A 24,832-nucleotide genomic window follows, 5' to 3' on the forward strand; every position below is an offset into this window, starting at 1 on the left:
CTATTCGGACTTGGACATATCGGCGATGTTGTAGACCTGGATCAGCATCGGATTGTAAACGTACCCTTTCACCGAGGATCGCATGGCGAAGATGTCGTTCTTCTGGAACAGAAGGACGTATGGTGCATCCTCGTTGGTGATTTTCTGCGCGTCGATATAGAGCTGCTCACGCTTCTTCTGGTCGACGGTCGCGAGCGCCTGGGTGATCAAATCGGTCACTTTCGGGTTTTCATAGAAGGCCCGGTTGCCGGGTGCGCCCATCTTGGTCGGGTCGAACCAGATGTTCATGAACATGAACGGATCGGCGAAATCGGGGGTCCAGGCGCCGGTCGCGATGTCGTAGTCGCCCTTGGCGACCAGCTCGCGCTTGGTCGTGTCGGCGACATTCTTCATGTCCATCGTTACGCCGATTTCGGCGAGCGAAGCCTGCAGCGCAAGACCCACCGGCTCCCAGGCTGAGTCAGCCTGCGAATAGGTGAAGCTGATGTGCAGATTGGAGACGCCGGCTTCGGCAAGCAACTGCTTGGCCTTCTCCAGATCGTAGCTGTACTGCATGCCCTGCGGGTCATGGCCCCACATGCCGTCCGGGACAGCCCCGCGCATCTGTTCGGCCTGGCCCTGCATGACGCCATCGACCAGCCCCTTGTAGTCGGCTGCATAGGATATGGCCTGACGGACCTTCGGATTGTCGAACGGCGCTTTCTTGTTGTTCAAATAGAGATAGACGACATAGAGGCTGGGATTGCTCTCGATGGTCACCCCCGCGCTCGATTTCATGGCCTCGGCCTGGTCGACCGGAACCTGGTCGATCAGGTCGGCGTCTCCGTTCTCCAGTTGCAAGCGACGCGATGACATCTCGCGTACGATCTTGAAGATGACTTGCTTGAAAGCCGGCTTCTTGCCGGCATAGTGCGGGTTGGGATCGAGCGTGATCTGCTGGTTGCGCTCCCAGGCCGAGATCTTGAAAGCGCCGCTGCCGGCGGTGTGCTCGGCGAGCCAGGCTTTCGCGTCATCGCCGTTGACCGCGTGCTCTTGCGCCTTCGGATTGATGATCGACCCGGCCGACGTGGCGAGCGCCGACAGGAACGGTGCGAATGGCGCCGACAGTTCGAACTTCACGGTCTGCGGGTCGACAATGACGACATCCTTGACGGTCGGGAACATGTCGCCCGGGCCAGCCGCCAGCTTCTTTACGCGGTCGAATGAATATTTGACCGCGGCGGCATCGACCGGCGAACCATCGTCGAACATGTGTCCCGACGCCAGCTTGAATGTCCAGCTGAGGTTGTCGGGCGCCGTGGTCCAGCTCTCGGCAAGCTCCGGAATGACCTCGGTCTTGGCGCCATCATATTTCACCAGGCGCTCGTAGGCCGGAAAGATCAGCGTATAGCCGTTGTTGGAGACCTCGACGCCGGGGTCAGCCGTGGGCGGATCCTCGGACTTGTCGATAACCAGGACATCCTTGTCGGTGGCCCAACTCGGTCCTGCAAAGGTCAAGGCTGTCAAAGCGGCAAATGCCGCAAAAGTCGGCAGGCGACGTAACAACATGATGCGCTCCCCTCGAGCTTGTGTTTTGCATCTCTCACGGGATCACCGAGGGATGCCTTTCGCACACGCTAACACCCGCATTTCGGATGGCAAGCCGATTTTTCTGATAGGAAAGCGATTTTTCTAATTAGCCAAGTGTCATTTCCGCGTCGACAGTCTCGCGCTCGTCATGAGGGCGCACGCCCTTGGCGCCGCTGATGAGGGTCTGCTCCGACTGGCCGGATGCCGACGTGCACACGCATAGAATCCGGGCCGGCGTGTCGCCGACGCTGACATAGGCGTGCCCCATTGTGCTTTCGAAGTAGACCGACTCTCCCGTCTTCAGCCTCAGCGTTTCGTACACGTCGGTGTGCAGCTCGACTTCGCCCTCGAGAACATAGGTGAACTCCTGGCCGGGATGACGGATGAGCTCGCCGAACGTTTCGATGCTTTGCTGGGTGATTGCCCCCAGCATGGGGATCATTTCCTTGCGCGACAGCTCCGTGCATAGAAAGCGATAGACGTAGTTGGGGGTCTCGACGATCCGCCCGTCCTCAAGCCGGCTGACGGCGCGCGCGCCGTGCGCGATGGGAGAGACGCTGGCCTTTCTCACGCCGAACAGCTCGGTTATGTCGACCTTGAGCCCTTGGGCAAGCTGCAGCAGCTTGTCATAGGTCAGCGACATCTGGTTGTTCTCGACCTTCGACAGGGTGGAGATGGCGAGCCCCGACATCTGGGCGACCTGCGTCAGCGTCCAGCCCCGCTCCCGGCGCAGCAGTTTGAGGCATTCTCCCAGACTTGGTTTCGAATCGCTCATGGCGGACCCTTTTTGCATTGGCCGCAGTCTAGGGTTGAGACCGAACAAAGTCGACTCGCAAGCGACGGGGCCTTTATCATAGGAAAGATGTTTGACCGATCGGAAATATTCTGCTTGGCTGCCGGCGCTTGCGCGAGGGAGGCTATGCAGGACGTTCTTATCATCGGCGGCGGCATGGCTGGCGCTTCGGCGGCGTTCTTTCTTGCGCCCGGCCGACAGGTGACCGTGCTTGAAGCCGAAGCCCATTGCGGCATGCACACAACGGGACGGTCCGCCGCTCTCTTCATAGAGGGTTACGGGAACGCCGCCATCCGCGCCTTTACGCGCGCCAGCCGGCAGTTCTTCCTTGAGCCGCCGTCCGGCTTCTGCGACGTACCCTTGCTGACGCCTCGCGGCGCCATGTTGATCGGCACGGCGGCGCAAAGACCCGGGCTGGAGGCACTGTTTGCCGAGAGGGTCACGGAATCGGCAACAGCCATGGAATGGCTCGACCCCGACGCTTGCCGATCGGTCATTCCAATCCTGCGACCTGAGTACGAGGCGAGCGCCTTCCTCGACCGTTCGGCGATGGACATCGATGTCGACGCTCTTCACCAGGGCTTTCTGCGGGGCGCACGCCGTCAGGGCGCGCGGATCGCTACCAATGCCCGGGTCGAGGCGATCGAGCGGGTTGGTGGCAGATGGATTGTGACGACCACGGCCGGCGTCTTCGAGGCGCCCATCCTTGTCGACGCGGCGGGTGCATGGGCGGACCAGGTGGCCGCGATGGCAGGAGCCACGCCGCTTGGCCTGGTCCCAAAACGGCGAACGGCAATGCTCGTCGAACCGCCACCCGGCATCAACGCCAGCGACTGGCCGGGCGTGATCGATGTCGACGAGATGTTCTATTTCAAGCCATCCTCGGGAATGCTGTTGCTTTCACCAGCCGACGAGACACCGAGCGAACCGTGCGATGCACAGGCCGAAGAGATCGATATCGCCATCGCGGTCGATCGCGTTCAACAGGCCGCCGCGCTGCCGGTAACGCATGTTTCGCGCAGTTGGGCGGGGCTGCGGTCGTTCTTTGCGGACAAGACGCCGGCGGTTGGTTGGGACACCCACGTCGAGGGCTTCTTCTGGCTGGCCGGACAAGGCGGCTACGGCATCCAGACCGGACCCGCGCTCGGCCAACTGACCGCGGCGCTCGTGACCGGTGGCGACCTGCCCAGGCCATTTCCTGGCGAAGGCGCTGATCCCAGCCTGTTGTCGCCGGCCCGCTTTCATGCACCACGACCGACCTGAATGACTGTTGAGGCGCCCATGTTGCCGGATACGATCCCTCGATCACGCTTCTGTCACACGCCCACGCCGCTGGAGCCGATGGCTGCGCTGTCGCGCCACCTAGGCGGACCCAACCTCTTCGTCAAGCGCGACGACTGCACGGGTATGGCGCTCGGCGGCAACAAGACGCGCAAGCTCGAATTTCTCGTTGCCGAGGCCATGGCTTCCGGTGCCGACACACTGGTGACGGCTGGCGGCGTACAGTCAAACCATTGCCGTCAGACCGCGGCGGTCGCGGCGCGGCACGGATTGCGCTGCGAACTGGTTTTGTCGCGCAACGTCGCACGCAACACGCCGGGCTACGACCGCACCGGAAATGTTCTGCTCGACCGGATGTTCGGGGCCGAACTGCACTTCGTCTCAGGCGATTCAATCCCCGCGATAGAACTTGAACGTGTTGCCGAGGATATCCGTGAGCGTGGCGGAAGGCCTTTTGTGATGCCCATCGGCGGCTCGACCGCGACCGGGGCGCTTGGCTATGTCGGCTGCGCCGAGGAGCTTGTTCGACAAAGCAGCGACAGCAGCTTGACGGTCGATGCGATCGTCCACTGTACCGGCAGCGGTGCCACGCAGGCCGGCCTTCTCGTTGGCCTCGCTGTCCTGGGGCATCAGGCGCCCGTGGTCGGCATCAGCTCGGCGGAACCGAGCGATGTGATCGAGGCGCGCGTGCACGAATTGTGCGGCGAGACGGCCACCAAGCTCGGAGCTTCCGTCGTGATAAAGCGAGAGCAGGTGGAAGTTCTCGACGGGTATGTGGGACCAGGCTACGGACTGCCGACTGAAGCCATGCGCGAAGCCATGGACCTGTGCGCAAGGCTGGAGGCGTTGCTCCTCGATCCGGTCTACACCGGAAAGGCCATGGCCGGCCTGATCGATCTTGTGAGAACGGGACGCTTCTCTGCCGGTCAGAACGTGGTCTTCGTTCATACGGGTGGCGTACCCGGCCTGTTTGCCTATGAAGACGTGCTGAGCCCATGACTGGCCGGGAGCTCGTTGCTTCGCCTGGGCTGTGACGGCGCGCTACGACGTCTCGTTGCCACCCAAGGAGGCCGCACGGTCACGGTCGATGCGGCCAGCCTTGGCAAGTTCGGCAAGCAGCTTGGTTGCCGCCTCGAGGTAGCTGGCGCTTATCTGCTCGGCCATCGGCAGCGCGCACCAGGCGCTCAGTTCCGCGATCAGGGCGTAGCTGCTTCCGTCGACTGGCGCTGAAGCAAGTCCTCCGTCCCTGTCCATGACGACCGCGACGACGCCGTCCGCCCCGTAACCGATTGCCGCGATCCGTTGAATGCCAGGATCGCCTTCGACGCGAACGTCGAACAACACGGAGCCGTCCGTCTTCTGCGCAATGTCGCCCACACGATCAGAGAACGGGCGATTCAAACCCCCGGTATCGGCCAGCGACTGCTCAAGCAAAACGAGATCAACGTACTGCGCCCCCATCCTCGTGACTATGGACGCGTTCGTGCAATCGGCAATCCCTCCCTTCAGCCTTTCACACAGGAAAACCATGGGACCCGGCCACGCCAGCAAGCGCGTCCACACCGCTGTAACCGCCAGCAGGCCACGACTATCGGTCCGTTGGAAAGCAGCGTCGCCTCCGCGGCCTTGCCGTGCCGATCCCTCTATCGTCGCTCATCGTCCTGACTCGGCTGGATCTGGCTGGCGAGCAATTCCCTGAGCGTCTTCTTGACCACTTTCCCATAACCGGACTTTGGCAGCTCGCTCCAGAACAGATAGCGCTTGGGCAGCTTGTAGCGTGCGATCTTGTCGATCAGCCAAGCATCGATGTCCAACGTCGCGGCGTCGGTGCCTGGCGCGGCGACACAAACAGCAATCCCAACTTCGCCCCAGATCGGGTCCGGGAAGCCAAGCACCGCCACCTCGCTGATACCGGGATGAGTGAGGATCTTCTCCTCGATTTCGCGCGGGTAGATGTTCGAGCCACCGGAAATATACATGTCCGATACCCGGCCAGTTATGTACAAGAAGCCTTCCCGATCCATGTGCCCGATGTCGCCGGTGCAGAACCAGCCGCCCCTGAAGGCCTTCACGTTCGCTTCCGGATTTTGGAAGTATCCGGGAAAGACGGCCGGGCCGATCACGCAGATTTCTCCCGTTTCGCCGAGCTCGAGTTCCTTGCCCTCGGGCGACCTGATGGCAATTTGCATCCCTGTCCGCTCGAAGCCGCAGGTGCCGATCCTCGCATCGGGACCGTCACCCAGTCGATGGTGGTTGGGCGGGAGAACGGTGATGTTGCCTGTCACCTCGCCGAGCCCGAAATACTGGACCAGAACAAGCCCGAGCTTGGTCAGGGCGTGTTCCTGATCCGCGCGATACATCGGGGCTCCAGCATAGATGACATGGCGCAGCGATGAGTGGTCATACCGATCCACGGCCGGATGCTCGACGAGCATCTTGAGGATTGTCGGGACTGTGAAGACGTTGGTGATGCGCCACCTTTCGATCAGGGCCCACGCTGCTTCGATGTCGAAGCGATCTGTCGCCAGCAGCACCGTCTTGGCGCCTCGCGCCACCTGTGTCAGCTGGTGAACGCCGGCGCCGTGGGACAGTGGCGCCACCACCAGCGATGCGTCGTCTTCCGTCGTCCCCGGCATGAGATCGCAGAGATGGTTGGTGATGACGAACGCCATCTGTCCGTGCGTCAGCACTGCCGCCTTCGGCCGTCCCGTCGTGCCTGATGTGAACAGGAACCAGCAGGGGTCGTCTCGTTCAACCGCCGCCGTCTCGACCCGCTTGCCGTGGTGCTGAGAAACCACCATGTCGTAGTCCGCACCGAAGGCAGCTTCGCCGATGGATATGAAGAAGCGCAGAGGCGCGGAGGATGCGGCACAAGCGGCCTGATGATGCGCAAACATATTGCCGCAGATCATCCCAATGGCGCCGCTTGCCTCTGCCTGGTAGGCGACTTCTTCAGGCGTTTGGCGGAAATTGGTGGGGACCCATACCGCTCCGATGCGGAAGCAGGCGAACATGGACTCGAACATCTGGTTGCAGTTTTGCGACTGCACGAGAACGCGATCGCCTTTCCTGACCCCGTAAGTTTCGGCAAGGGCGCAAGCCATCGCATCGATGCGCCGATCGATCTCGCGCCATGTCCAGCTTTCATCTCCCCAGACAAACGCAATCCGTTCGGGAAATCGGCGCGCCGCCTGGGTGAGGAAATGCGACAGATTCATCACGCGCCGGGACACCGGTTCGATCGAGCCTTCAGCTGGCCTGCTCATCGGGACCGCTCCAGGATCGAGACGTAGTTGGTGACGGCGGCACCTCCCATGTTGAAGACACCGGCAAGGCTTGCATTCGAAACCTGCATTGCGCCGGCCTCGTTCATCAGTTGCTGTGCGGCCATCACATGCATGGAGACGCCGGTGGCGCCGAGCGGATGGCCGCGCGCCTTCAGGCCTCCGGAGGGATTGACCGGCAGCCGGCCGGAACGTTCCGCGACCCCTTCGCGCACGATGCGAAACCCCTGGCCGGGCAGCGCCAGGCCCATCGCCTCGTATTCGATCAATTCCGCGATGGTGAAGCAGTCATGTGTCTCGACAAGGTCGAGATCATCGATGGCCAACAGGGAGGTCCCGAGCGCCGTTGCCCAGGCCCGCCGCGCGCCATCAAAGGCGATCGGATCGCGCCGGCTCAGCGCCATGAAGTCATTGGCATGGCTTCTGGCGCGAAATGCGATCGCACGAGACATGTGGGCCGCCGTCTCCTCGTCCGCTATGACGATGGCGACAGCGCCGTCCGACACCAGGGAGCAATCGGTTCGCCGCAGAGGTGCGGCGACATAGGGGTTGCGCTCCGACACCGTATTGCAGAAGTCGAAACCCAGATCCTTGCGCATATGCGCAACCGGGTTGGCGACCCCGTTGCGATGGTTCTTCGCGGCGATCATCGCCAGTTCCTCGGATCTGTCGCCATGGCGCTGGAAATAGGCCTGCGCGATGCGCCCGAATACGCCCGCGAAGCCGCCTTCCACATCCGCCTCTTCCTTGCGATAGCAGCCGGACATCAGGACATCGCCAACCTCGCTGGAGGGCAGGCCGGTCATCTTTTCGGCGCCGATCACCAGGGCGATCCGTCCGCGACCGGCCTCGATGAAATCAAGTGCGCCAAAAAGTGCCGCTGAACCCGTCGCACAGGCGTTTTCGAAGCGCACGGCAGGGGTCGCGGCAAGACCTTGATGTTTCATGCCGACAAGCGCCGCCTGAAAATCCTGACGGGAAAAGCCATTGTTGTAGACGCCGACGAAGATGCCATCGACATCGGCGGGTCCGACGCCCGCATGGTCGAGCGCCGGGCCAACGACTTCTGCCATCAGTGTCTCGGTGTCGGGGGCGGCGGACTTGCCGAAATCGCCGTGGGCCCAACCGATCATCCGCGCTTTGGCCATGCCAGTTCCTCTCGGCACTCGAGGAGCGCCGTCCAATCAGCCGTTCTTTTGCTTGCGGCACGCACTGCCGCTATTGTGGTCAGGCGCTTGCGCGCCATTCCGGCCTTGCCGAAATCTCGCTCTCGAAAGCGCGGATGCCGGCGGTGAAAGATTCCATCAGTTCCTCGATTTCCGCTTCGCGGATCGTCAGGGGAGGGCAGACCATCAGCCATTCTCCAAACGAACCGCCCGCGGTGCGCCGCGAGAACAAGAGCAGTCCGTGGTCGCGGCAGATCATTCCGATCCGTTCGCTTGCCCGCATCTCTGCCGGGAACGGTTCCTTGGTGACCTGATCCGCGACGATCTCCACGGCCATGTGCAGTCCAAGCCCGCGAATGTCGCCGATAATGCCGGTCTTGCCTTTGATATCCTCCAGTCGGGACTTGATCAGCGCGCCCAAATTGCGCGCCCGTTCCATCAGGCCATCTTCCTCGACAACCCTCAGGACCATGTCGGATGCGGCGCAACTGACGGGATTGGCCGAATAAGTATGGCCGTGCTTGAAGCCCCCCGAACGGCGCACATCGCTTACCATGTCCGCCGAGGCCAGGACCACGCCAAGTGGCGCATAGGAGCCGCTGACGCCTTTTGCGAGCGTGACGATGTCGGGCCGGCAATCCGGCCAATGATGACCGGCGAGGAACTTGCCCGTCCTGCCGGCGCCGCTCATGATCTCGTCGTAGATCAGCATGACGCCGTAACGGTCGCAAATCTCGCGGATGCGGGTGGAATAGCTGTCCGGGGAAACCAGGGCTCCGGTCGACACGCCGCCGACCGGTTCGATCATGAAGGCGAGGATGGTTTCGGGACCTTCCCGGAGGATCGTTTGCTCCAGCTGCCGCACACAGCGGTCGACGACATCCTGTTCGCTTTCGCCGGCCGGACGCCGATACATCAGCGGCGCGTCGATCTTTGGCATGTCGACGAACATCGGCCTGTAGGCTGCCGCATAGTCCGGGTCACCGGTGATGCCGAGAAGCGCCGTAGTCGCGCCATGATAGGAAGGGACGCGGCTGATGATCTTGAAACGTGATGCCTGGCCTCGCGCCACCGCCACCTGACGGGCGAATTTGATCGCGGCCTCATTGGCCTCCGAGCCGCCGGAGACGAAGAAGGCGGCGCCATAGTCCCAGTTGCTCAAGCGTTCGAGCCTGGCGGCCAGCCGCTCGTTGGGGTCATTGTCCCATCTCATACTGTGCGCGTAGATGATGCGCCCCATCTGGTCGCGCATCGCTTCAAGCACCCTGGGATGGGCATGGCCGACATTGACCGAAATGGCGCCCGACGATCCATCCAGCAGCCGGCGACCGGTGCTGTCCCAGATATAGACGCCTTCGCCGCGGACGACTTTCGGGAATTCCTTTGTGCCTTCGGGCGTGATGAAATGCTGATAGCGCAGTGTCATGAGTATCCTCGCACGGTTGCCTGCGGGAGGCGGGTCTCTTCAGGACCGCTTGGCAGGGTAGGAGAAGCCATTGAGTGGGGAATTCGCCGTCAGCAGCTTCGGGTCGGGGTCGGAGCCGAACAGCATGCGATGGCGCGTGAAGGCCAGGAGCTCGGCCACGTGCTCGTCATTGCGCGGATCGTCGGGGAAAGCCGCGCCAAAGATCTCGTCGACATAGATGCGAGTCATGATCTCGTCGGCGAATGCACTCGTTGCGTGCCCGATGAACCGGTCGAAGGCCGCGGGAACCGGCTGCCTGGCATGATCCCTGGCGATGGTCGAAAGTATTTCGGCCCACTGCGCGGTCAGCCTCAACCAGACCGCATTGGCTTCCGCGTCCTGCCGCTTCATCTGGAACAGCGACCGGAAGAACATCCGGCGGCGGCGGAATGCCCCCACGATTTCGATGAATGTCGCCTTCATCTGGGAGAAGAGGTCGACAAATTCGTCGCCTTCGGGAATCGCCGGCGCGATGTCGACCGCGGCGAACTCCGAGAACACCTCGAGCACCAGGTCGCGGATGCTGTCGAAATGCAGATAGAACGTTCCTGCCGCGACCTTTGCCTTGCCGGTGACCGAGCCGATCGTCAGGCTGGCAAGGTCGCTTTCCGTCAAGCAATCGAACGCCGCCCGTTTCAGCTTCGCGCGTGTGCGCGCACTCTTGCCTTCGCCACCCGCGCCCTTGATCTGTGCATTCAGCGCGGCAACGTAGCGATCGCCCAATGCCAGATGGGATCCGGCAGGACCTGTTTGGCTCTGGCTTGCGGAAGTTCCAGCCGGCGAGGCATTTGGCGCGTTGCGGTCCGTCATCTTGTCTCTCATCAGGAAGCCGCCGCAAGCAGCGTGCGATCAGGCAGGGCCTCGCCGACCAACCTCTCGAATTGAGCGGCCAACTCGGCCACGTCGAGCGCTGCTTTCTTCTCGCCCGACAGATCCATCACCACCTTGCCGCGATGCATCATCAGCACGCGATCGGTGTGGCTGAGCGCATGACCAAGATCATGCGTGACCATCACCGTCGTGATGTCTTGCGCGCGCACGATCTCTCCGGTGACATCCGCCACGATTTTCGCGCGCTTGGGGTCGAGCGCCGATACGTGCTCATCCAGCAGCAGGACGCGCGGGTTGCGGACCGCGGCCATCGCCATCGCCACAGCCTGGCGCTGCCCCCCGGAGAGGGTGCCCGTCGATTCGCCGAGCCGGTCTTCCAGCCCCATGCCAAATCGCTGAAGCGCGCTTCTTGCTGCCAGCCTCACGCCGTCGCGGTCATAGCGGCGAAGGCGGAAGGCACGCTCCCTGCCCATCACGGCCAGTGCGAAATTCTCCTCGATGCTGAGCGAGGAAAGCACGTTGTGCTCGGGGTTCTGGCGAACGAGCGCAATCTTGGAAGCCCTCTGCCACGAGGGTTTCTCGCTCATGTCCTCGTCGTCGATGTGCAGGGATCCTTCATCGAGGAGCAATGTCCCCATGAGGATTGAAAGCAGCGTGGACTTGCCAGCACCGTTGGAGCCGATCAGCGCAACGTAGGAGCCGCGTGCGATATCAAGGGTCAGATCATCCAGCGCGGTGAAGACTTCCTTTTTGCCAAGGCCGGCAAAGCGCTTCGTCGCATGGCGAAGCCGTATGGCTGGTGGTGCGCCACCAATGCGTCGCTCAGAGAAGGGTGGTGACACGATCGTTCTCCAGGAATTGCACATGTTTGCGCCGGCGGGCCCGCCAGCCTTCGAACCCGGAAAGCGTAAGCGTGCCCTTTCCGTGGATGCGGGCCGCGATGAAGGCGAACACCAGGAGCGCGGTGATCAGCCGAACGGAGTTTGGCGGAATGCCCATTCTGAGGCTGAGCGCCACGATACAGCGATAGATGATCACGCCGACGATGACGGAGGCCACCCCGACGGCGACCTTGTCGGAACGAATGACGCTGGTGCCGATCGTCAGGGCTGCGAGGCCGACCACGATCACGCCGCCCTGGATGGAGACATCCATGAACCCCTGGCTCTGCGCCACCAGCGCGCCCGATGCAGCCGCCAATGAATTGGCCAGCATAAGACCAAGAACCTGGTGCATCTCCGTGCGGATGCCGAGGCTTCGCGCGGTCTGTATGTTCAGCCCGCTTGCGCGCGTCGCGAGGCCGTATCCGGTATGCAGGAGCCAGACCAGGAGAGTGGCGAAAATCAAGGTCACGACGCCCGCCACAAGTATCGAAGCGGACTGGTTGCCGAGGCCCAGATGCTCGGCCCAGGTGAACAACGTTTCCACGCGCACGAGAGAGACATTGCCCGTGCCCATCACCGCGATGCTGACGGACCATGCCGCCGTGGTCATCAGAATGCCCGCGAGCAGAACGTTCATCTGCAGGATCACGTGCAGCAGAGCCGTCACAAGTCCGGCAAGCGCGCCGGCACACATGCCGAGCAACAGCGAACTGATGGGATCGAACCCCATGAGAAGGCTGCTCGCGGCTGCCGCGCCGCCGAGGCCGAACGAGCCCTCAAGTGTCAGATCCGGCAGGCTGAGCACGTTGATCGCCAGGTAGATACCGAGCGCCAACGGTCCATAGAGGAGCCCGATCTGGGCTCCGATCACAAGCACATCGATGAGCATCGAAATTCGCCTCAGTAGGTTTTGACCGCCGAGGTCATCATAGTCTCGGGAATCTTGAGCCCCAAAGCGCCCGCTTCGGTCTTGTTGATCTCGAAGCCGGCAATCTTGGGGATGATGACCGGTGTCGTGGCGGGGCTGGCGCCCTTCAGCACGGCTACCACAAGGTCGGCCGCCTTCATTCCAACAGTCACATAACTGTAGCTGCCAGCCAGGATCGCGCCACCCTTGACCGCATCGGATGTGCAGCCGAACACTGGCAGCTTGGCGTCCTTGGCTACCTTTAGAGCGCCTGCCATGCCCGAGATCGTCGTCGTGTCGCAGGGGAACTCGATTGCCTGGACGCGCCCTACGAGCGATTGCGCCGCCTGGGTGGTTTCACCGGCATTGGCGATGCCCGCGGTGACGTGCTTCAAACCCTTGCTTTCAAGGTGCGCGATAGCGCGCGCCGCCAGCGGATCGCCGGCGGGATCACCAACCTTGTAGATGAGGCCGATCGTCTCGATCGTTGGCAGGATGTTCAGCATGCCGTCGATTTCCGATTCGACAGGGAGGGGATCCGAAACCCCGGTCATGTTTCCGCCGGGCTTTTCGAGGGACTGGACAATGCCGGCCTCGACGGGTGTCGATACTCCGACGAAGACCACAGGCACGGTCTTGGTCGCCTGCTGTATGGATTGCGCCGCGGCGGTGCCGATGACCACGATGAGATCGCAACCACCATTGGCAAATTGCTGCGCTATGGTTTGCTGGGTTGCGGCGTCAGCCTCGGGGTTCTGGATGTTCTGGACGATCTTTTCGCCGCCCGAAGCCTTCAGGCCGTCGTTCATTCCCTTCAGGATGTCATCGATGACGGGGGCCGACGCATATCTGTTCACACAGACTGTCTTGCCGGAAAGTGCAGCATCCTCGGCCTTCGCAATTCCCGAGCAGGCGAGAGTCAAGCCTGCAACCGTCGACAATGCGATCAGTGGCTTCATGTCAGTTCCCCATGTTTGGCCGCCTTGCCGGCAGCGCTTGTCTGTTCCAATTATGAAACTGAATGCAGTTTCATAATTTGTCAATCCTTGTTGCGAAGGATTTGTTTCGGACTGTTCCATTGCTCCGCCCCAACGGGTGGGTACCCGAAGTGGGATGGCTGCTTAACTGCGGATGTCGCCGAAAGGAGACGGGCCGATCTCGGCCCCCGAACCAGCCGCGTTCGCAGCGGTTCATCGACCTTTTTTCGGGATGACGAAACACCGCGCGGAGGGAAACCAGTCCTCCTCCTGGGTCTTAGGTTCGCCAGGCCATATGAGGAACACGAAGGAAATAGGTTTGCGAACCTGCCGCTAACGTATTGATTTTCTGTGGAAAACGATGACCTTTCGGGTCCACCGGATTATTCTACATCAAAATGCTACGCTCAGTTCTCGAGGCTGAATTGGGCGATAGCTCCGCGCTGCACGTGGCGGCGCGAAAGGCGCGAGCCTCCGACCTTGGCAATGCGCCCTAGCTATTGGAAGCTGCAATGCTATCGCAGCGATGTCGCCATTACGCCGCCGTCGACGGTGAGGACGGCCGCGTTGACCTTGTCCATCTGGGCCAGATGCAGGAATGCGTTGGCAATGTCGCTTGCCGTTACCTCTACTCCAAGCAGATTGCCGGCCATGTATTCGTGCGGAGTCATCCCGCGCGCGCTGGCACGCTCAACGATCATCTGATCGGTCATCAGGCCGGAGCGGATACGCCCCGCATTGATGCCATTGGCGCGGATCCCCTCGCGGCCATGGTCGACCGCATATTGCTTCATCAAGGCCAGCGTCGCGGCCTTGGGTATGCCGTACGGACCGAAATCCTTTCCCGGATTGACGGACTGGTTGGAAATGTTGAACAGGATCGCGCCGCCCCTGCCTTGGCGTCGAAAGATCTGTATCGCCGCCTGGCAGGCGTTCTGGTGGCCGAAGAAGTTCAGTTCGAAGCTTCGCCGCAGTTCCTCCATCGGCAGGTCGCCGATCGCGCCTTGCTGGGCGGAGCCGGCGTTGGAGACGAGGATATCGAGGCCGCCCAGCTCATCCGCCGCCAGGTCGAGCACGCGCTTCACCGACGCCGCATCCGTCACGTCGCACCGGTATGGCCGGCAGCCATATTCGGCGGCGAGCGACCCGAGTGCGGCATCGTTGATGTCCAGCGTTGCGACAGCGGCACCCGCCTGGGCAAAGACGCGCGCAATCTCGCGGCCTATCCCGCTCGCTGCGCCGGTTACAGCCACGACCTTGCCCTGCATCGGCTTGAGGGCCACGTCGTGTGATGCCTCATCGAGGGTCATCGTCAAGCTGCCTCTGCCGTTTCCAGGTCGCGGAACATGGCATAGGCCTTGTCCGCTTTCTCACCGCGATGAACGATGGCGGCGAGCGCCTTGAGCATGGCGACGGGGTTCGACGACTGGAAGACGTTGCGGCCCATGTCCACGCCGGCCGCGCCCTGGTCGATCGCCAGCCACGCCATCTGAAGCGCCTCGCGCTCCGGCAGCTTCTTGCCGCCGGCAATCACGATCGGCACCGGACAGCCGAGCGCGATGCGCTCGAAGCCCTCGTCGACATAGTAGGATTTCACGAACTGAGCTCCGAGCTCAGCCGCGATGCGCGTCGCCAGGCCGAAATAGCGGGCATCGCGCACCATGTCCTTGCCGACGCCGGTAACCGCCATGGTGGGAATGCCATAGCGTGTGCCGGTGTCGATGAGCTTGACGACGTTGGAAATGGATTTGTGCTCGTATTCGGCACCAACATAGACCTGGGCGGCCATGGCCACCGCGCCGAGGCGGATCGCATCGTCGATGTCGACCGCCACCAGTTCGTTGGAAAGTTCCGTCAGGATCGAATTGCCGCCCGAGCAACGCAGCACCACCGGCTTGTTGACCTCCGGCTGTATCGTGGCGCGCAAGCCGCCACGCGTGCACATCAGCACATCGGCGTGTTGGGCAAGCGGCGCGATCGTCAGGTCCATCCGCTCAAGGCCAGTCGTCGGACCCTGGAAATAGCCATGGTCGAAGGCGAGCATGACTGTCCTGCCACTGTCGGGATTGAAGATGCGCGACAGCCTCGCCTTCATGCCCCAGTCGTGATGCGCCGCTCCCTTGAGGTAGAAGCGGCTGGTGTCGGCGGGACGGTCCCGGCCCCAGTCCTTGCCGTCCTTGATGTCGTCGAGATCAGCCATGTCGAAGTCCTTTTTCCGTAACCGGCAGGGTCAAGCCCTGGCCGTGAAGTCCTGCATTGCCTTTAGAATGAGCGAAACCGAGATCGCGCCCGGATCCGGGTAGCCAATGCTGCGCTCGCCAACCGAGCGCGCCTTTCCCGTCGTCGCTATCATTGCCTTGCTGGCCTCGACCCCATCCAGCGCGCCCTGGGTGGCCGCCGCCGTCGCGGCGGCGAGGCCCTTGCCAACGGCGGCGCGCGCGGCCCGCGCGGCCGGGGCAAGCGCGTCGACCATGGTCTTCTGGCCCTCGGTCACGCCGCCGCGCTTCAGCACCGCCGCAAGACCCTCTTCCAGCGCCGTCGCGAACGAGGCGTCGTCGATGACATCAGATGCCGCGAAGGCCTTGGAGCCGGCGCGAAACAGCGTGCCGAACACAGCACCCGCCGCACCGCCGGTATTGGACAGGATAGCGGTGCCGACCGCCTTATAGGCGGCTTCGGCACTTTCGGCGGCGCCGGCGTCGAGCGCCTCGAGCGCGGCCTCGAAGCCGCGGCGCATGCCGACGCCATGGTCGCCATCGCCGATGGTCAAATCGGCCTCGGTCAGCACGTCGGTCTGGTCGATCAGGGATTGCGCGACGGAGCGCATCATCTCGCGCGTAGCGTTGGCATCGAGCGTTTCGATCATCGCCGTTACATCCTTGAATAGCCGAGCGATTCCGCCGGCATGTCGAGATAGTGTTTCAACTCGTCGTCGAGCTTCATCAGCGTCACCGAGAAACCGGCCATTTCCTGCACGGTCAGCCATGTGCCGACATCGGTGCGGTGGACCGAGATGCCTTCGCGCTCCAGGATCGCGCGGATGCGCCGGTTGACGATCAGCATCTCCATCATGGTGGTGGCGCCGAGATTGTTGATCATCAAGGCAACTTCGTCGCCCCTGGCGAACGGCAGATCGGCGAGGATCTTGTCCATGAGCTCGTCGGCGATCGCATCGGCCGATTTCAGCTTCTGGCGCGCGATGCCGGCTTCGCCATGGGCTCCCATGCCGACCTCGATCTCGTCGTCCCCGAGTTCGAAGGTCAGCTTGCCGGTCTCCGGGATCGATCCCGCGGAGACCGCGACGCCCATGCTGCGCACCCAACCCTGTGCCTTGCGCGCGACGCGTTCGACCTCGTCAAGCGTCCCAAGCTCGCTGGCTGCGCCGCCCGCCACCTTGATCATGTAGATGTCGCCCGCGATGCCGCGACGGTCGTGCATCCGTTCCGGCGGCGCGGCCGCGACATCGTCGCAGACGCGCACGGTGCGGACCTCGATGCCGTCATCCTCGAGCAGTTCCACGGCCATGTCGAAATTCATGTTGTCGCCGGCATAGTTGCCGTAGAGAAACAGGACGCCCTTGCCGCGATGCACCGCCTTGGCCGCGGCCGCGATCACATCGGGCGAGGGCGCGGCAAAGACGTTGCCGCAGGCGGCGCCGTCACCCATGTTCTTGCCGACGAAGCCATGGAAAAGCGGCTCGTGGCCGGAGCCTCCGCCGATAAGCAGCGCCACCTTGCCGTCCGGGATGTCCTTGCGGATCAGCGCCGGCTTGCCGTCGAGCTTGTAGACACGGCCGTCATTGGCAAGCGCCAGCCCATCGATCATTTCTGGTACGACGCGCTTGACGTCGTTAAGGATTTTCTTCGGATTAGCCACGGTCTTCCTCCTCGGTTTCCGGCCGCCCGTCGGGCACGTGATCCAGGATCATGAAAAGCACAACCCCGGCAAGCAGCACCGGGAAACCGATGACGAAAAGCCTGTGCGTGAAGGGCTGGCAGAGCATGGCGAAGCCGCCAAGGATCAGCACGCTCGCCAGGCGATAAAACCATTTCTTGCTGAACAACGGACCCATCAGCGGGAACCCTCCGCCTGCGAGATGCGGCGTCCGCCGGCTGCGTCGAACAGGAAGCCGCGGCCTTCCGGAATGCGGAATGAACAGGCATCGCCCTGCGTGAAGCGCATCGACAGCGGAACGACCTTGCGGAATGAACCTCCTGATGTCTCGACCTGGATGGCGCGCTCGAAGCCGCGATTGTCCACGGCATAGATCGTGCCCGTGCTGGCCCCGGCGGCATCGGCGGAGCCGACCTCGATGTCCTCCGGCCAGACACCCAGCAGCACCTTGCCGCTCCCGCCGGCGACCGTGCCGAACTCGCCGATCGGGATGCGCTGCCGCGCACCCTTGACGATGACATGGCCGTCCTCGATGCCGGCCTCGAAGAAGGCCATCGAAGGGCTGCCGACCAATCGGCCGACGACGACATTGGCCGGAAGCCGGTATATGTCCTCTATGGTGCCCGCCTGCTGGATGACGCCGCCGTCGATGATGCCGATCCGGTCGGCGATGGCGATGGCGCCATGATAATCGTGCGTGGCGTAGAGCATCGTCGAGCGATGCTGGCGGTGGATCTGGCGCAGTTCCGCGCGCAAGCCCTCGCGCAATTTGAGATCGAGCGCCGACAGCGGCTCATCGAGCAGGAACATTACCGGGCGGCGTACAAGCGCGCGGGCGATGGCGACACGTTGACGTTCGCCGCCCGACAGCGTGTCCACGTCGCGATCGAGCAGATGAGAAATGCGCAGCAGTTCCGCGGTGCGGCCGACGCGAAGGCTGATTTCGCCTTCGGATTCGCGGAACGCCGGCGAGCGCAACGCAAAGGCAATGTTGTCCTTTACGTCGAGCACCGGCAGGAGGTTGAAGCCCTCGAACACGATGGCGATGTCGCGGCTGCCCGGGTCGGAGTCGGTCACATCGCGCCCGGCAAGGTCGACGCGCCCGGCATCGAGATCGATCAGGCCGGCGGAGGCGAGCAGCGTCGAGCTCTTGCCGGCGCCGGTCGGTCCGAGGAGCGCGAATATCTCGTTGTCATTGACGGTGAGGTCAAGGCTGCGAAGCGCCGTCTTTCCGCGATAGGCCTTCTTCAGTCCCTTCAATTGGAGCATTGGCTTGGGGGTCATGCCGCGACCTCCGCGTCGACACGCCGGCCGGTGGCGGCATCGAAAAACAGCAAGCCATCCGGATCGAAATGCACGCGCATCACGGAGCCCGATGGCGACCGGCGCTTGTCGACACCCTGGTGGATCGTGTCGCCGATGCGGAACGAGAAGAAGCGTTCGCGGCCGATGGAAAAGACATCGTCCACCGCGATTGCGACGCCGGCGGCCGGATCGTCGGTCAGGTGCACGTTCAGCGGGCGCACGCCGAGCTTCAACGGCCGCTTCGACGAGAGAGCCCAGTCGGGAAGGCGGTCGCGCGCGGCGGTCAGCGTGACGTCGCTGTCGCCCAGCCGCAGGCCGCCCTCGACGGGCGCGAGGTCGATGAGGTTCATCGACGGCGAGCCGATGAACTGGCCGGCGAAGATGTCGACCGGTTCGAAGAACATGCGGTCAGGGTTCGAGACCTGGACGATGCGGCTGTTGTTCATGAGCACGATGCGGTCGGCGAGCGACATGGCCTCGCGCTGGTCGTGCGTGACATAGATCGTGGTGACGCCGAGCTGGCGCTGCAGATGCCCGAGCTCCCAGCGCATTTCTTCACGAAACTGCTCGTCGATCGCCGACAGCGGCTCGTCGAGCAGCAGGACGGCCGGATCGCGGATGACGGCACGCGCAAGCGCCACTTTCTGCCTTGCGCCGGGTGGCAGCGCGCCGGGATAGCGGGCTAGCTCGTCGCCGAGCTTGAAGATGTCGGTGACCCAGTCGAGCTTGCGCGCGATCTCGGCCCTCGCGACGCCGCGCGCCTTCAGCGGAAAGACGATGTTTTCCTTGATGCTGAGATGCGGGTAGAGCGAAACGAACTGGAACACCATGGCGATGTTGCGCTCGCTGGCGCTCAGATCGTTGACGGCCGCACCGTCGAACAGCACGTCGCCGCTGGTTGCCTTCACCAGGCCCGCGATGCAGCGCAGGGTCGTCGTCTTGCCGCAGCCTGAAGGCCCCAGATAGACGACGAACTCGCCGTTCTTCACGGTCAGGCTGACGTCGTCCACCGCCTTGAAGGCGCCGAACTGGATGCTCAGGTTCCTGAGAGTGATCTCGGCCATCAGTACTTCTCGCCCATCTTGGTCAGGTGCCGGACAAGGATCATCGACAGACCGATAATGATGACCAGAAGAATGACCGCGAGCGCCGACGCTTCCCCGGTGTAGAAATAGCTGAATGCCGTCTTGGCCACCGAGAAGGATACCGTCTCCGTGCTCGACCCCGGGCCGCCGCCTGTCAGCGCGACGAAAAGGTCGTACTGCTTGAAGCTGTCGATCAGGCGCAGGATCAGCGCGATGAACAGCACAGGCGCCGACATAGGCAGCGTGATGCGGAAGAAGCGATAGGCGGGGCTGGCGCCGTCCACCTCGGCCGCCTCGTAAATGGTCTCGGGAATGCCGCGAAAGGCGGCGGTCGCCAGAAGCACGATGAAGGGCGTCCACATCCAGGTGTCGGCGGCGGCCGCCGCCCACAGCGCCGGGCTGGTCTGGCCAAGCCAGTCGACCTTGCTGAAGCCGACCGACGACACCAGGAAATTGATGACGCCCCACTCCGAATTCAGCATGTAGCGCCACAGGAAGCCCACCACGACCGGGGACAGCATCATGGGCATCATCAGCATGGTGAAGATGACGTCGCGGCCGCGGAAATTCTTCTGCATCTGGTAGCCGACGAAAATGCCGATCAGCATCTGCAGCGTGACGCAGATGAACACGAACTTGCCGGTGAATATGAAGCGGTCCCAGAGATCGGGATCCGAAAGCAGGAACTTGTAGTTGTTGAAGCCGACCGGCTTCATCGTGCCTTGGCGCAAGGCCGAGAAATTGAAGAACGAATAATAGATCAGCGAGAAGATCGGATAGGCGACCATGAATATCAGGATCGCCAGCGTCGGCGACAGGAAGCCGAAGATCATCATGCGGCCAGAGGAGCGCTTGCGCAGTTGCGTCTGCCGCGCCGCGTGGGCGGCGGCCTGCGTTTCGGGTGCAAGAGGCGTGTTGGTGGCAGTCATTGGTCTACCTCCTTCCCAGCACGCCGAAGGTCATCCCCATCAGCAGATGTTTGCGGATGAGATAGAAGAAGATCAGCACGGGAATGATGAGGACGACGCCGGCAGCGCATATCTGCGTCCACTCGATGCCGGTTGCGCCGGAAGCGGCCGAAATCTTGACGGGCAGGGTCTTGGCCTGGGTGGTCGTGAGAATGGATGCGAAGGCGAATTCGTTCCAGGCGAAAATGAAGCAGAAGCCGGCGGTGGCGGCGATGCCGCCCTTCACCATTGGCAGCACCAGTTTGAGGAATGCGTACATGCGCGTGTAACCGTTGACGATGGCGATCTGCTCGACCTCCTTCGGCACGCCGTCGAAGAAACCCTTCATGATCCAGGTGGCCAGACCGACATTGGCGAAGATCGAGACGAGGACCAGACCGGTTCGCGTGTCGGCGAGCCCGAGCCGCGCGAACATCAGATGGTAGAAGACGAGAACCGCGACCGGCGGCAGCATGCGGGTCGACAGGACGAAGAACATGAAGTCGCCCTTGCCGATGAAATTGAAGCGCGAGCAGACATAGCCGGCCAGCGTCCCGAAGAAGACGGCGAGCGACGTGCCGGCGACAGAGACGATGATGCTGTTGATAAGCGAGTCGAGGACCCCGACCGCCGAAGCGCTGTCCTTGGCCGCACCGATGCCGAAGACCGCCTGGTAGCCGCTGAAGTCCGGCGTGAAGAGGAGTTTCGGCGGCATGGTGAAGAAATCCATGCGGCTCTTGAACGAAGACAAAAGCAGCCAGAAGATCGGGCCGACATTGTAGACCGTGTAGATGGCGAGCAATCCCAGCACCAGCCATCTGCCGGCAAGGTCCATCGTCGATGTCTTGGAATGCGTCATGACGACCTGTCTTCGAGCCGGCGCGGTGCGGGCTCTGCTGCATGGGACGGGGATGAGAAAGGGCACGCGGAAGACGCTCCGCGTGCCCTTCGGGTCAAGGCGGTTATTCGACGGGAACGACCGCGTCGACGCCAACCGGCGATATGACCTCGTCCGGCACTTCCGGGGTCTTGTCGCCACGCTTGATTTCGTATCCGGCGCGTTGGAGCGTGCGCTCGTTCTTTTCCGCGGCGTCCGAAAGGGCCTGCTGCACCGTCTTGGCGCCGGTGGCGGCGTTTGAGATCTCCTGCTGCAGCTCGTCGAGCAGCACCGGATATTCAGGCAGGTGCCAATAGTCGTTCAGATATTGCAGCGCGGTGGAGAACTGCCGGTTGTAGGAATTCAAACCCTGCCAATCCGGGCTTTCCAGCACCTGCTTCAGGCCGGTCTGGCAGACGGCGGCATAGCGCTTCTGCTGCTCGGGCTGAAAATACCATTCCATGAACTTGGTCAGCTCGGGCAGTTTCTTGGAGTACTTGTTGATGCCCATGCCCTGGCCGCCGACCGAGAACTGGCGACGGAACTTCTTGTCGCGGCCGATGGCGCCCGGCAGAACCCCAAATGCGATCTTGTCGGCGAATTTGCTGACCTTGGGATCGACATTGGATCCGTTGAAATAGAACCACTGCATCGCCATGGCGACCTGGCCTTGCTGGATCGCGGTGTTGACCTCGTCGAAGCCCCAGTTGGTCGATCCGGGCGGACCATACTTGAACATATCGACATAGGCCTGCACCCCATCCACCGAAGCCGGCGAGTCGAGGTAGCCCTTCACTTCCATCGTCTCAGGATTGTAGAGCTCGCCGCCGAACGACCAGAGGAAGGAGTTGGATGCCGTGGTCGCGAAGTCATAGTCGCGGCCGCCCATCTGGCCCCAGCCATAGAGCCCCTGCTCGGGACGCGTGAAGAACTCGGCCACCTGCTTGGCGTCCTGATAGGTCTGCGGCACCACCAGGTCCCTGCCGTACTTGGCCTTGAAGGCTTCCTTCTCCTTGGGATCCTCGAACAGGTCCTTGCGGTAGGTCAGGCCATAGGCATCCTGGTTGGCCGGCAGGCCGAAGAACTGCCCGGAGCCATCCGGATACTCACCATAGCGCGAGAGCGAAGCCGCCGGGAAGATGTCGGCCTTCAGGTAGGTCGACTTCTCGAAGATGTCATTGAGCTTGACGGCATGCTGGGCAAACTCGGCGGTGGACTGGCTGTCCCACATTGCGAAGTCGAAGGCGTCGCCCTGGATGGCGAATTCGGACGCGATCTTGTCGTGCCACTGCGGGCCATAGGGGACAAGCGCGGGCACGATCCTTACCGATTTGTCCGGATAGTCCTTGGCGATGGTCGTCAGCGCGTCGGCGCAAGTGCCTGCGTGCCAGACGAAAGTCAGATCGGTGGCGCGGGCAGAACCCGCGGTTGCAGCGAGCGCGGCTGCAAGCGCTGCGGCTGACGTCAACAGACGCGTGCGCATGGCCATGTTCATGTTCTCCTCCACTTGTCAGTTCAGGGGGCAATGGTCGGACCCGACCCTCTCCTAACCCCTGTCCAAAGCCTATGCATGGGCGTTATAAATATCAATAGAAAAGTTACAAACAGTGCTTTTTGATGTTAAATATGGTTGCGCGGTTTGCACGAAACATTTGCTAACACGCCCATTCCGGGGTCGCGCTGCACTGCGAAAAGCCATTTAAATCCATAATTCTGAGGTACTTCGCGCCGAGACCACGGAATTCGGATGTTTTCTCGCGGCGCAGTGCAACATCGAAATTTTGATATCTTAACATTTTTCTCTGGCGCGCTTTGTCAATGATGTTAAAACAGGCAAGGGGCAAAATCGCCGGAGGGACAAGCAGCTTGGAATCCGAAGAGGCGCAACATTTGTCGAAGGCGGACCATCGCCGTTCGGAAATCATCCGCATTCTGATGGAAAGCGGAACGGCGCAGATCAAGGACCTGGCCGTCCTGCTCGACGTATCGCTGATGACCATCCACCGCGATCTCAACGATCTGCATGACCAGGGCCTGGTGCGGCGTATCCGTGGCGCCGTCTCGGTAGAGAAGTCGATGCTGTTCGAGAGCAGCTACCTCTACCGGGCGCGTCAGCATGTAGAGGAGAAGCGCCGGCTGGCGCGCGCCGCGGCCGCCCATATCGAACCCGGCAACGCCATCGTCTGGGACGACAGTTCGACGACCTTCCATGTCTGCGACTTCATCGAGCAGATGACGCCGATAACCGTCATCACCAATGCACTGCCCGTGATGGAGCGGCTGCGCGACAAGCAGGACGTCGAACTGATCGGACTGGGCGGCAAATACCACCGGGTCTACAACGGCTTTTTCGGCATAGCCTGCGAAAGGGCGATCCGCTCCTACCATGTCGATGTGGCGTTGATGTCGACGACCACCATCCAGGGCATGTCGCTCTATACCCAGGACGAACAGGTCGTGCGCTCCAAGCAGGCGATGATGGAGATCGCGCGCAAGAAAATTCTTCTTGTCGACGAGAGCAAATTCCACTTCTCGGCCCTCAACTACGTGGCCGAACTCACGGCATTCGATGTGGTCCTGGTTTCGCAATCGGTTGACCGCGACATCGTGCAGAACATGAAGGAAGCGGGCGTCAGGCTGGAACTTGTCTGACCGGGCCGCACCCCACCCAAAGGAATGAAAGAAATGTCCGAAATCGGTAAGGCACGCCGGCTTGCACGGTTGCTCAACAAGAAGTCGGGGCGAATGCTCTGTGTTCCGCTCGACCACGGCATGCAGGTCGGACCGATCGCCGGCATCGCGGATCCCGCGCCTTTGATCGACATCGTGGCGGAGGCAGGGGTCGACGCGGTCATCGTCAATCCCGGCATGCTCTTGCGCCATGGCCACCGCCTGGCAGGCGGGCCTGCCGTGATTCTGCGCCTCGACCAGACGACCATGTGGCGCCACGGGACGCCGACAGGGTATCCGGACACGCACAGTCGTCTCGTCGCGACGGTGGAGGAAGCCGTGCAAATGGGTGCCGAAGCGGTGATCACCTACCTGTTCACCTGCAACAACCGCCCGGAGGAGGAAACGAAATCGTTCGAAACCGCGGGTATCGTCGCTTCCGAATGCCGGAAATGGGGTGTCGTGCATGTCATCGAGGCGATGGCGGCAAAGGGCGGCTTCGCGCGCGCCGACGACCCGGCCGTGGTGGCGATGAACTGCCGTATGGCAGGCGAACTCGGTGCCGACATGATCAAAACCGACTGGTGCGAACCAGAGCGTTTCACCGACATTGCCAGGCAATCGCTGGCGCCCATCGCCGTCGCGGGCGGTCCGGCCTTGGCCACCCTGGCGGGTACGCTGCAGTTCGCAAAGGACACGATCAGCGCCGGCGCGACCGGCCTGATGTTCGGACGCAACGTGTTCCAGCAGGCGGATGTCGCGGCAACCCTGGCGAGATTGGCGGACGTGGTTCATGATCGCTCGGAATTCCAGGGCGGTTCTTGTGCGATGCCGTTGGGCCCGGGGTAGACGGAGGGCCGGTTTTCGCCGTTGCCTCAATAACAAAATGTTATACGG

At 62.3% G+C, this 24,832-nt stretch carries 24 protein-coding genes; 4 read left to right on the forward strand and 20 right to left on the reverse strand.

The window, feature by feature from the left end; translation table 11 throughout:
- Both AC07UC_RS14110 and AC07UC_RS14115 read right to left on the reverse strand, forming a co-directional pair.
- Window positions 1-1,548, reverse strand: a complete 1,548-nt coding sequence (locus tag AC07UC_RS14110) for an ABC transporter substrate-binding protein (RefSeq protein WP_140774316.1) — start codon at window positions 1,546-1,548, stop codon at window positions 1-3.
- A gap of 127 nt (window positions 1,549-1,675) precedes the next feature.
- Entirely contained in the window at window positions 1,676-2,344 is a 669-nt protein-coding gene (locus tag AC07UC_RS14115; RefSeq protein WP_202326447.1) for a helix-turn-helix domain-containing protein, read from the reverse strand.
- A gap of 144 nt (window positions 2,345-2,488) precedes the next feature.
- Between AC07UC_RS14115 and AC07UC_RS14120 the strand changes: the two genes are divergently transcribed.
- Both AC07UC_RS14120 and cuyA read left to right on the forward strand, forming a co-directional pair.
- Entirely contained in the window at window positions 2,489-3,625 is a 1,137-nt protein-coding gene (locus AC07UC_RS14120; protein ID WP_494906369.1) for an NAD(P)/FAD-dependent oxidoreductase, read from the forward strand.
- An 18-nt stretch (window positions 3,626-3,643) separates the two neighbouring features.
- Window positions 3,644-4,642, forward strand: a complete 999-nt coding sequence (gene cuyA / locus AC07UC_RS14125; protein WP_494906371.1) for a D-cysteate sulfo-lyase — start codon at window positions 3,644-3,646, stop codon at window positions 4,640-4,642.
- Window positions 4,643-4,684: 42 nt separating this feature from the next.
- On the opposite strand, the gene AC07UC_RS14130 is transcribed toward cuyA, so the two are convergent.
- The 18 genes from AC07UC_RS14130 to AC07UC_RS14215 form a co-directional block, all read right to left on the reverse strand.
- Complete coding sequence (locus tag AC07UC_RS14130; protein WP_494906373.1) at window positions 4,685-5,173, reverse strand: hypothetical protein; 489 nt, start codon at window positions 5,171-5,173, stop codon at window positions 4,685-4,687.
- A gap of 113 nt (window positions 5,174-5,286) precedes the next feature.
- A complete protein-coding gene (locus AC07UC_RS14135) occupies window positions 5,287-6,909 on the reverse strand; it encodes an acyl-CoA synthetase (protein WP_494906375.1) in 1,623 nt (540 codons plus the stop codon).
- Window positions 6,906-8,075 carry an acetyl-CoA acetyltransferase gene (locus AC07UC_RS14140; RefSeq protein ID WP_494906377.1) on the reverse strand — a complete coding sequence of 390 codons (1,170 nt, stop codon included), beginning with the start codon at window positions 8,073-8,075 and terminating at the stop codon, window positions 6,906-6,908. The genes AC07UC_RS14135 and AC07UC_RS14140 overlap by 4 nt, the downstream gene beginning before the upstream one ends.
- Window positions 8,076-8,154: 79 nt before the next feature.
- Window positions 8,155-9,519 (reverse strand): aminotransferase family protein, encoded by a 1,365-nt coding sequence (locus AC07UC_RS14145; protein WP_494906379.1) that lies wholly within the window; start codon window positions 9,517-9,519, stop codon window positions 8,155-8,157.
- Between the two features lie 39 nt (window positions 9,520-9,558).
- A complete protein-coding gene (locus tag AC07UC_RS14150) occupies window positions 9,559-10,368 on the reverse strand; it encodes a TetR/AcrR family transcriptional regulator (protein ID WP_494906381.1) in 810 nt (269 codons plus the stop codon).
- Window positions 10,369-10,379: 11 nt separating this feature from the next.
- On the reverse strand, window positions 10,380-11,231 hold the full coding sequence (locus AC07UC_RS14155; RefSeq protein WP_181180010.1) for an ABC transporter ATP-binding protein: 852 nt from the start codon (window positions 11,229-11,231) through the stop codon (window positions 10,380-10,382).
- A complete protein-coding gene (locus tag AC07UC_RS14160) occupies window positions 11,212-12,162 on the reverse strand; it encodes an ABC transporter permease (protein WP_494906383.1) in 951 nt (316 codons plus the stop codon). Before AC07UC_RS14160 ends, AC07UC_RS14155 begins: the two co-directional genes overlap by 20 nt.
- A gap of 11 nt (window positions 12,163-12,173) precedes the next feature.
- The gene (locus AC07UC_RS14165; RefSeq protein ID WP_494906385.1) at window positions 12,174-13,259 is read right to left on the reverse strand and encodes an ABC transporter substrate-binding protein; all 1,086 of its coding nucleotides are present in this window, start codon (window positions 13,257-13,259) and stop codon (window positions 12,174-12,176) included.
- Window positions 13,260-13,672: 413 nt separating this feature from the next.
- Window positions 13,673-14,467 carry an SDR family oxidoreductase gene (locus AC07UC_RS14170; RefSeq protein WP_494906387.1) on the reverse strand — a complete coding sequence of 265 codons (795 nt, stop codon included), beginning with the start codon at window positions 14,465-14,467 and terminating at the stop codon, window positions 13,673-13,675.
- A gap of 2 nt (window positions 14,468-14,469) precedes the next feature.
- Window positions 14,470-15,357, reverse strand: coding sequence for a 3-hydroxy-5-phosphonooxypentane-2,4-dione thiolase (lsrF, locus tag AC07UC_RS14175; RefSeq protein WP_494906389.1), 888 nt, complete (start codon window positions 15,355-15,357; stop codon window positions 14,470-14,472).
- A 30-nt stretch (window positions 15,358-15,387) separates the two neighbouring features.
- Window positions 15,388-16,023, reverse strand: coding sequence for a dihydroxyacetone kinase subunit DhaL (gene dhaL, locus AC07UC_RS14180; RefSeq protein WP_202326452.1), 636 nt, complete (start codon window positions 16,021-16,023; stop codon window positions 15,388-15,390).
- 5 nt (window positions 16,024-16,028) lie between these two features.
- Window positions 16,029-16,982: a dihydroxyacetone kinase subunit DhaK gene (locus tag AC07UC_RS14185; protein WP_494908936.1), complete on the reverse strand. Its 954-nt coding sequence runs from the start codon at window positions 16,980-16,982 to the stop codon at window positions 16,029-16,031.
- Window positions 16,983-17,025: 43 nt separating this feature from the next.
- Window positions 17,026-17,229 (reverse strand): hypothetical protein, encoded by a 204-nt coding sequence (locus tag AC07UC_RS14190; RefSeq protein WP_056570758.1) that lies wholly within the window; start codon window positions 17,227-17,229, stop codon window positions 17,026-17,028.
- On the reverse strand, window positions 17,229-18,335 hold the full coding sequence (locus AC07UC_RS14195) for an ABC transporter ATP-binding protein (protein WP_494906392.1): 1,107 nt from the start codon (window positions 18,333-18,335) through the stop codon (window positions 17,229-17,231). Before AC07UC_RS14195 ends, AC07UC_RS14190 begins: the two co-directional genes overlap by 1 nt.
- Window positions 18,332-19,420: an ABC transporter ATP-binding protein gene (locus tag AC07UC_RS14200; protein WP_140774302.1), complete on the reverse strand. Its 1,089-nt coding sequence runs from the start codon at window positions 19,418-19,420 to the stop codon at window positions 18,332-18,334. The genes AC07UC_RS14195 and AC07UC_RS14200 overlap by 4 nt, the downstream gene beginning before the upstream one ends.
- The gene (locus AC07UC_RS14205; protein WP_483125715.1) at window positions 19,420-20,370 is read right to left on the reverse strand and encodes a carbohydrate ABC transporter permease; all 951 of its coding nucleotides are present in this window, start codon (window positions 20,368-20,370) and stop codon (window positions 19,420-19,422) included. The genes AC07UC_RS14200 and AC07UC_RS14205 overlap by 1 nt, the downstream gene beginning before the upstream one ends.
- 4 nt (window positions 20,371-20,374) lie before the next feature.
- Window positions 20,375-21,247 (reverse strand): carbohydrate ABC transporter permease, encoded by an 873-nt coding sequence (locus tag AC07UC_RS14210; protein ID WP_202326455.1) that lies wholly within the window; start codon window positions 21,245-21,247, stop codon window positions 20,375-20,377.
- A gap of 103 nt (window positions 21,248-21,350) precedes the next feature.
- Complete coding sequence (locus AC07UC_RS14215; RefSeq protein ID WP_202326456.1) at window positions 21,351-22,760, reverse strand: ABC transporter substrate-binding protein; 1,410 nt, start codon at window positions 22,758-22,760, stop codon at window positions 21,351-21,353.
- A 395-nt stretch (window positions 22,761-23,155) separates the two neighbouring features.
- Here AC07UC_RS14215 and AC07UC_RS14220 point away from each other — a divergent pair, with 395 nt between their 5' ends.
- A complete protein-coding gene (locus AC07UC_RS14220) occupies window positions 23,156-23,917 on the forward strand; it encodes a DeoR/GlpR family DNA-binding transcription regulator (protein WP_140774298.1) in 762 nt (253 codons plus the stop codon).
- A gap of 33 nt (window positions 23,918-23,950) precedes the next feature.
- On the forward strand, window positions 23,951-24,784 hold the full coding sequence (locus tag AC07UC_RS14225) for a class I fructose-bisphosphate aldolase (RefSeq protein ID WP_494906396.1): 834 nt from the start codon (window positions 23,951-23,953) through the stop codon (window positions 24,782-24,784).
- The last annotated feature ends 48 nt before the right edge of the window (window positions 24,785-24,832 follow it).

Source organism: Mesorhizobium sp. GW821-FHT04C10 (genome assembly GCF_059420305.1).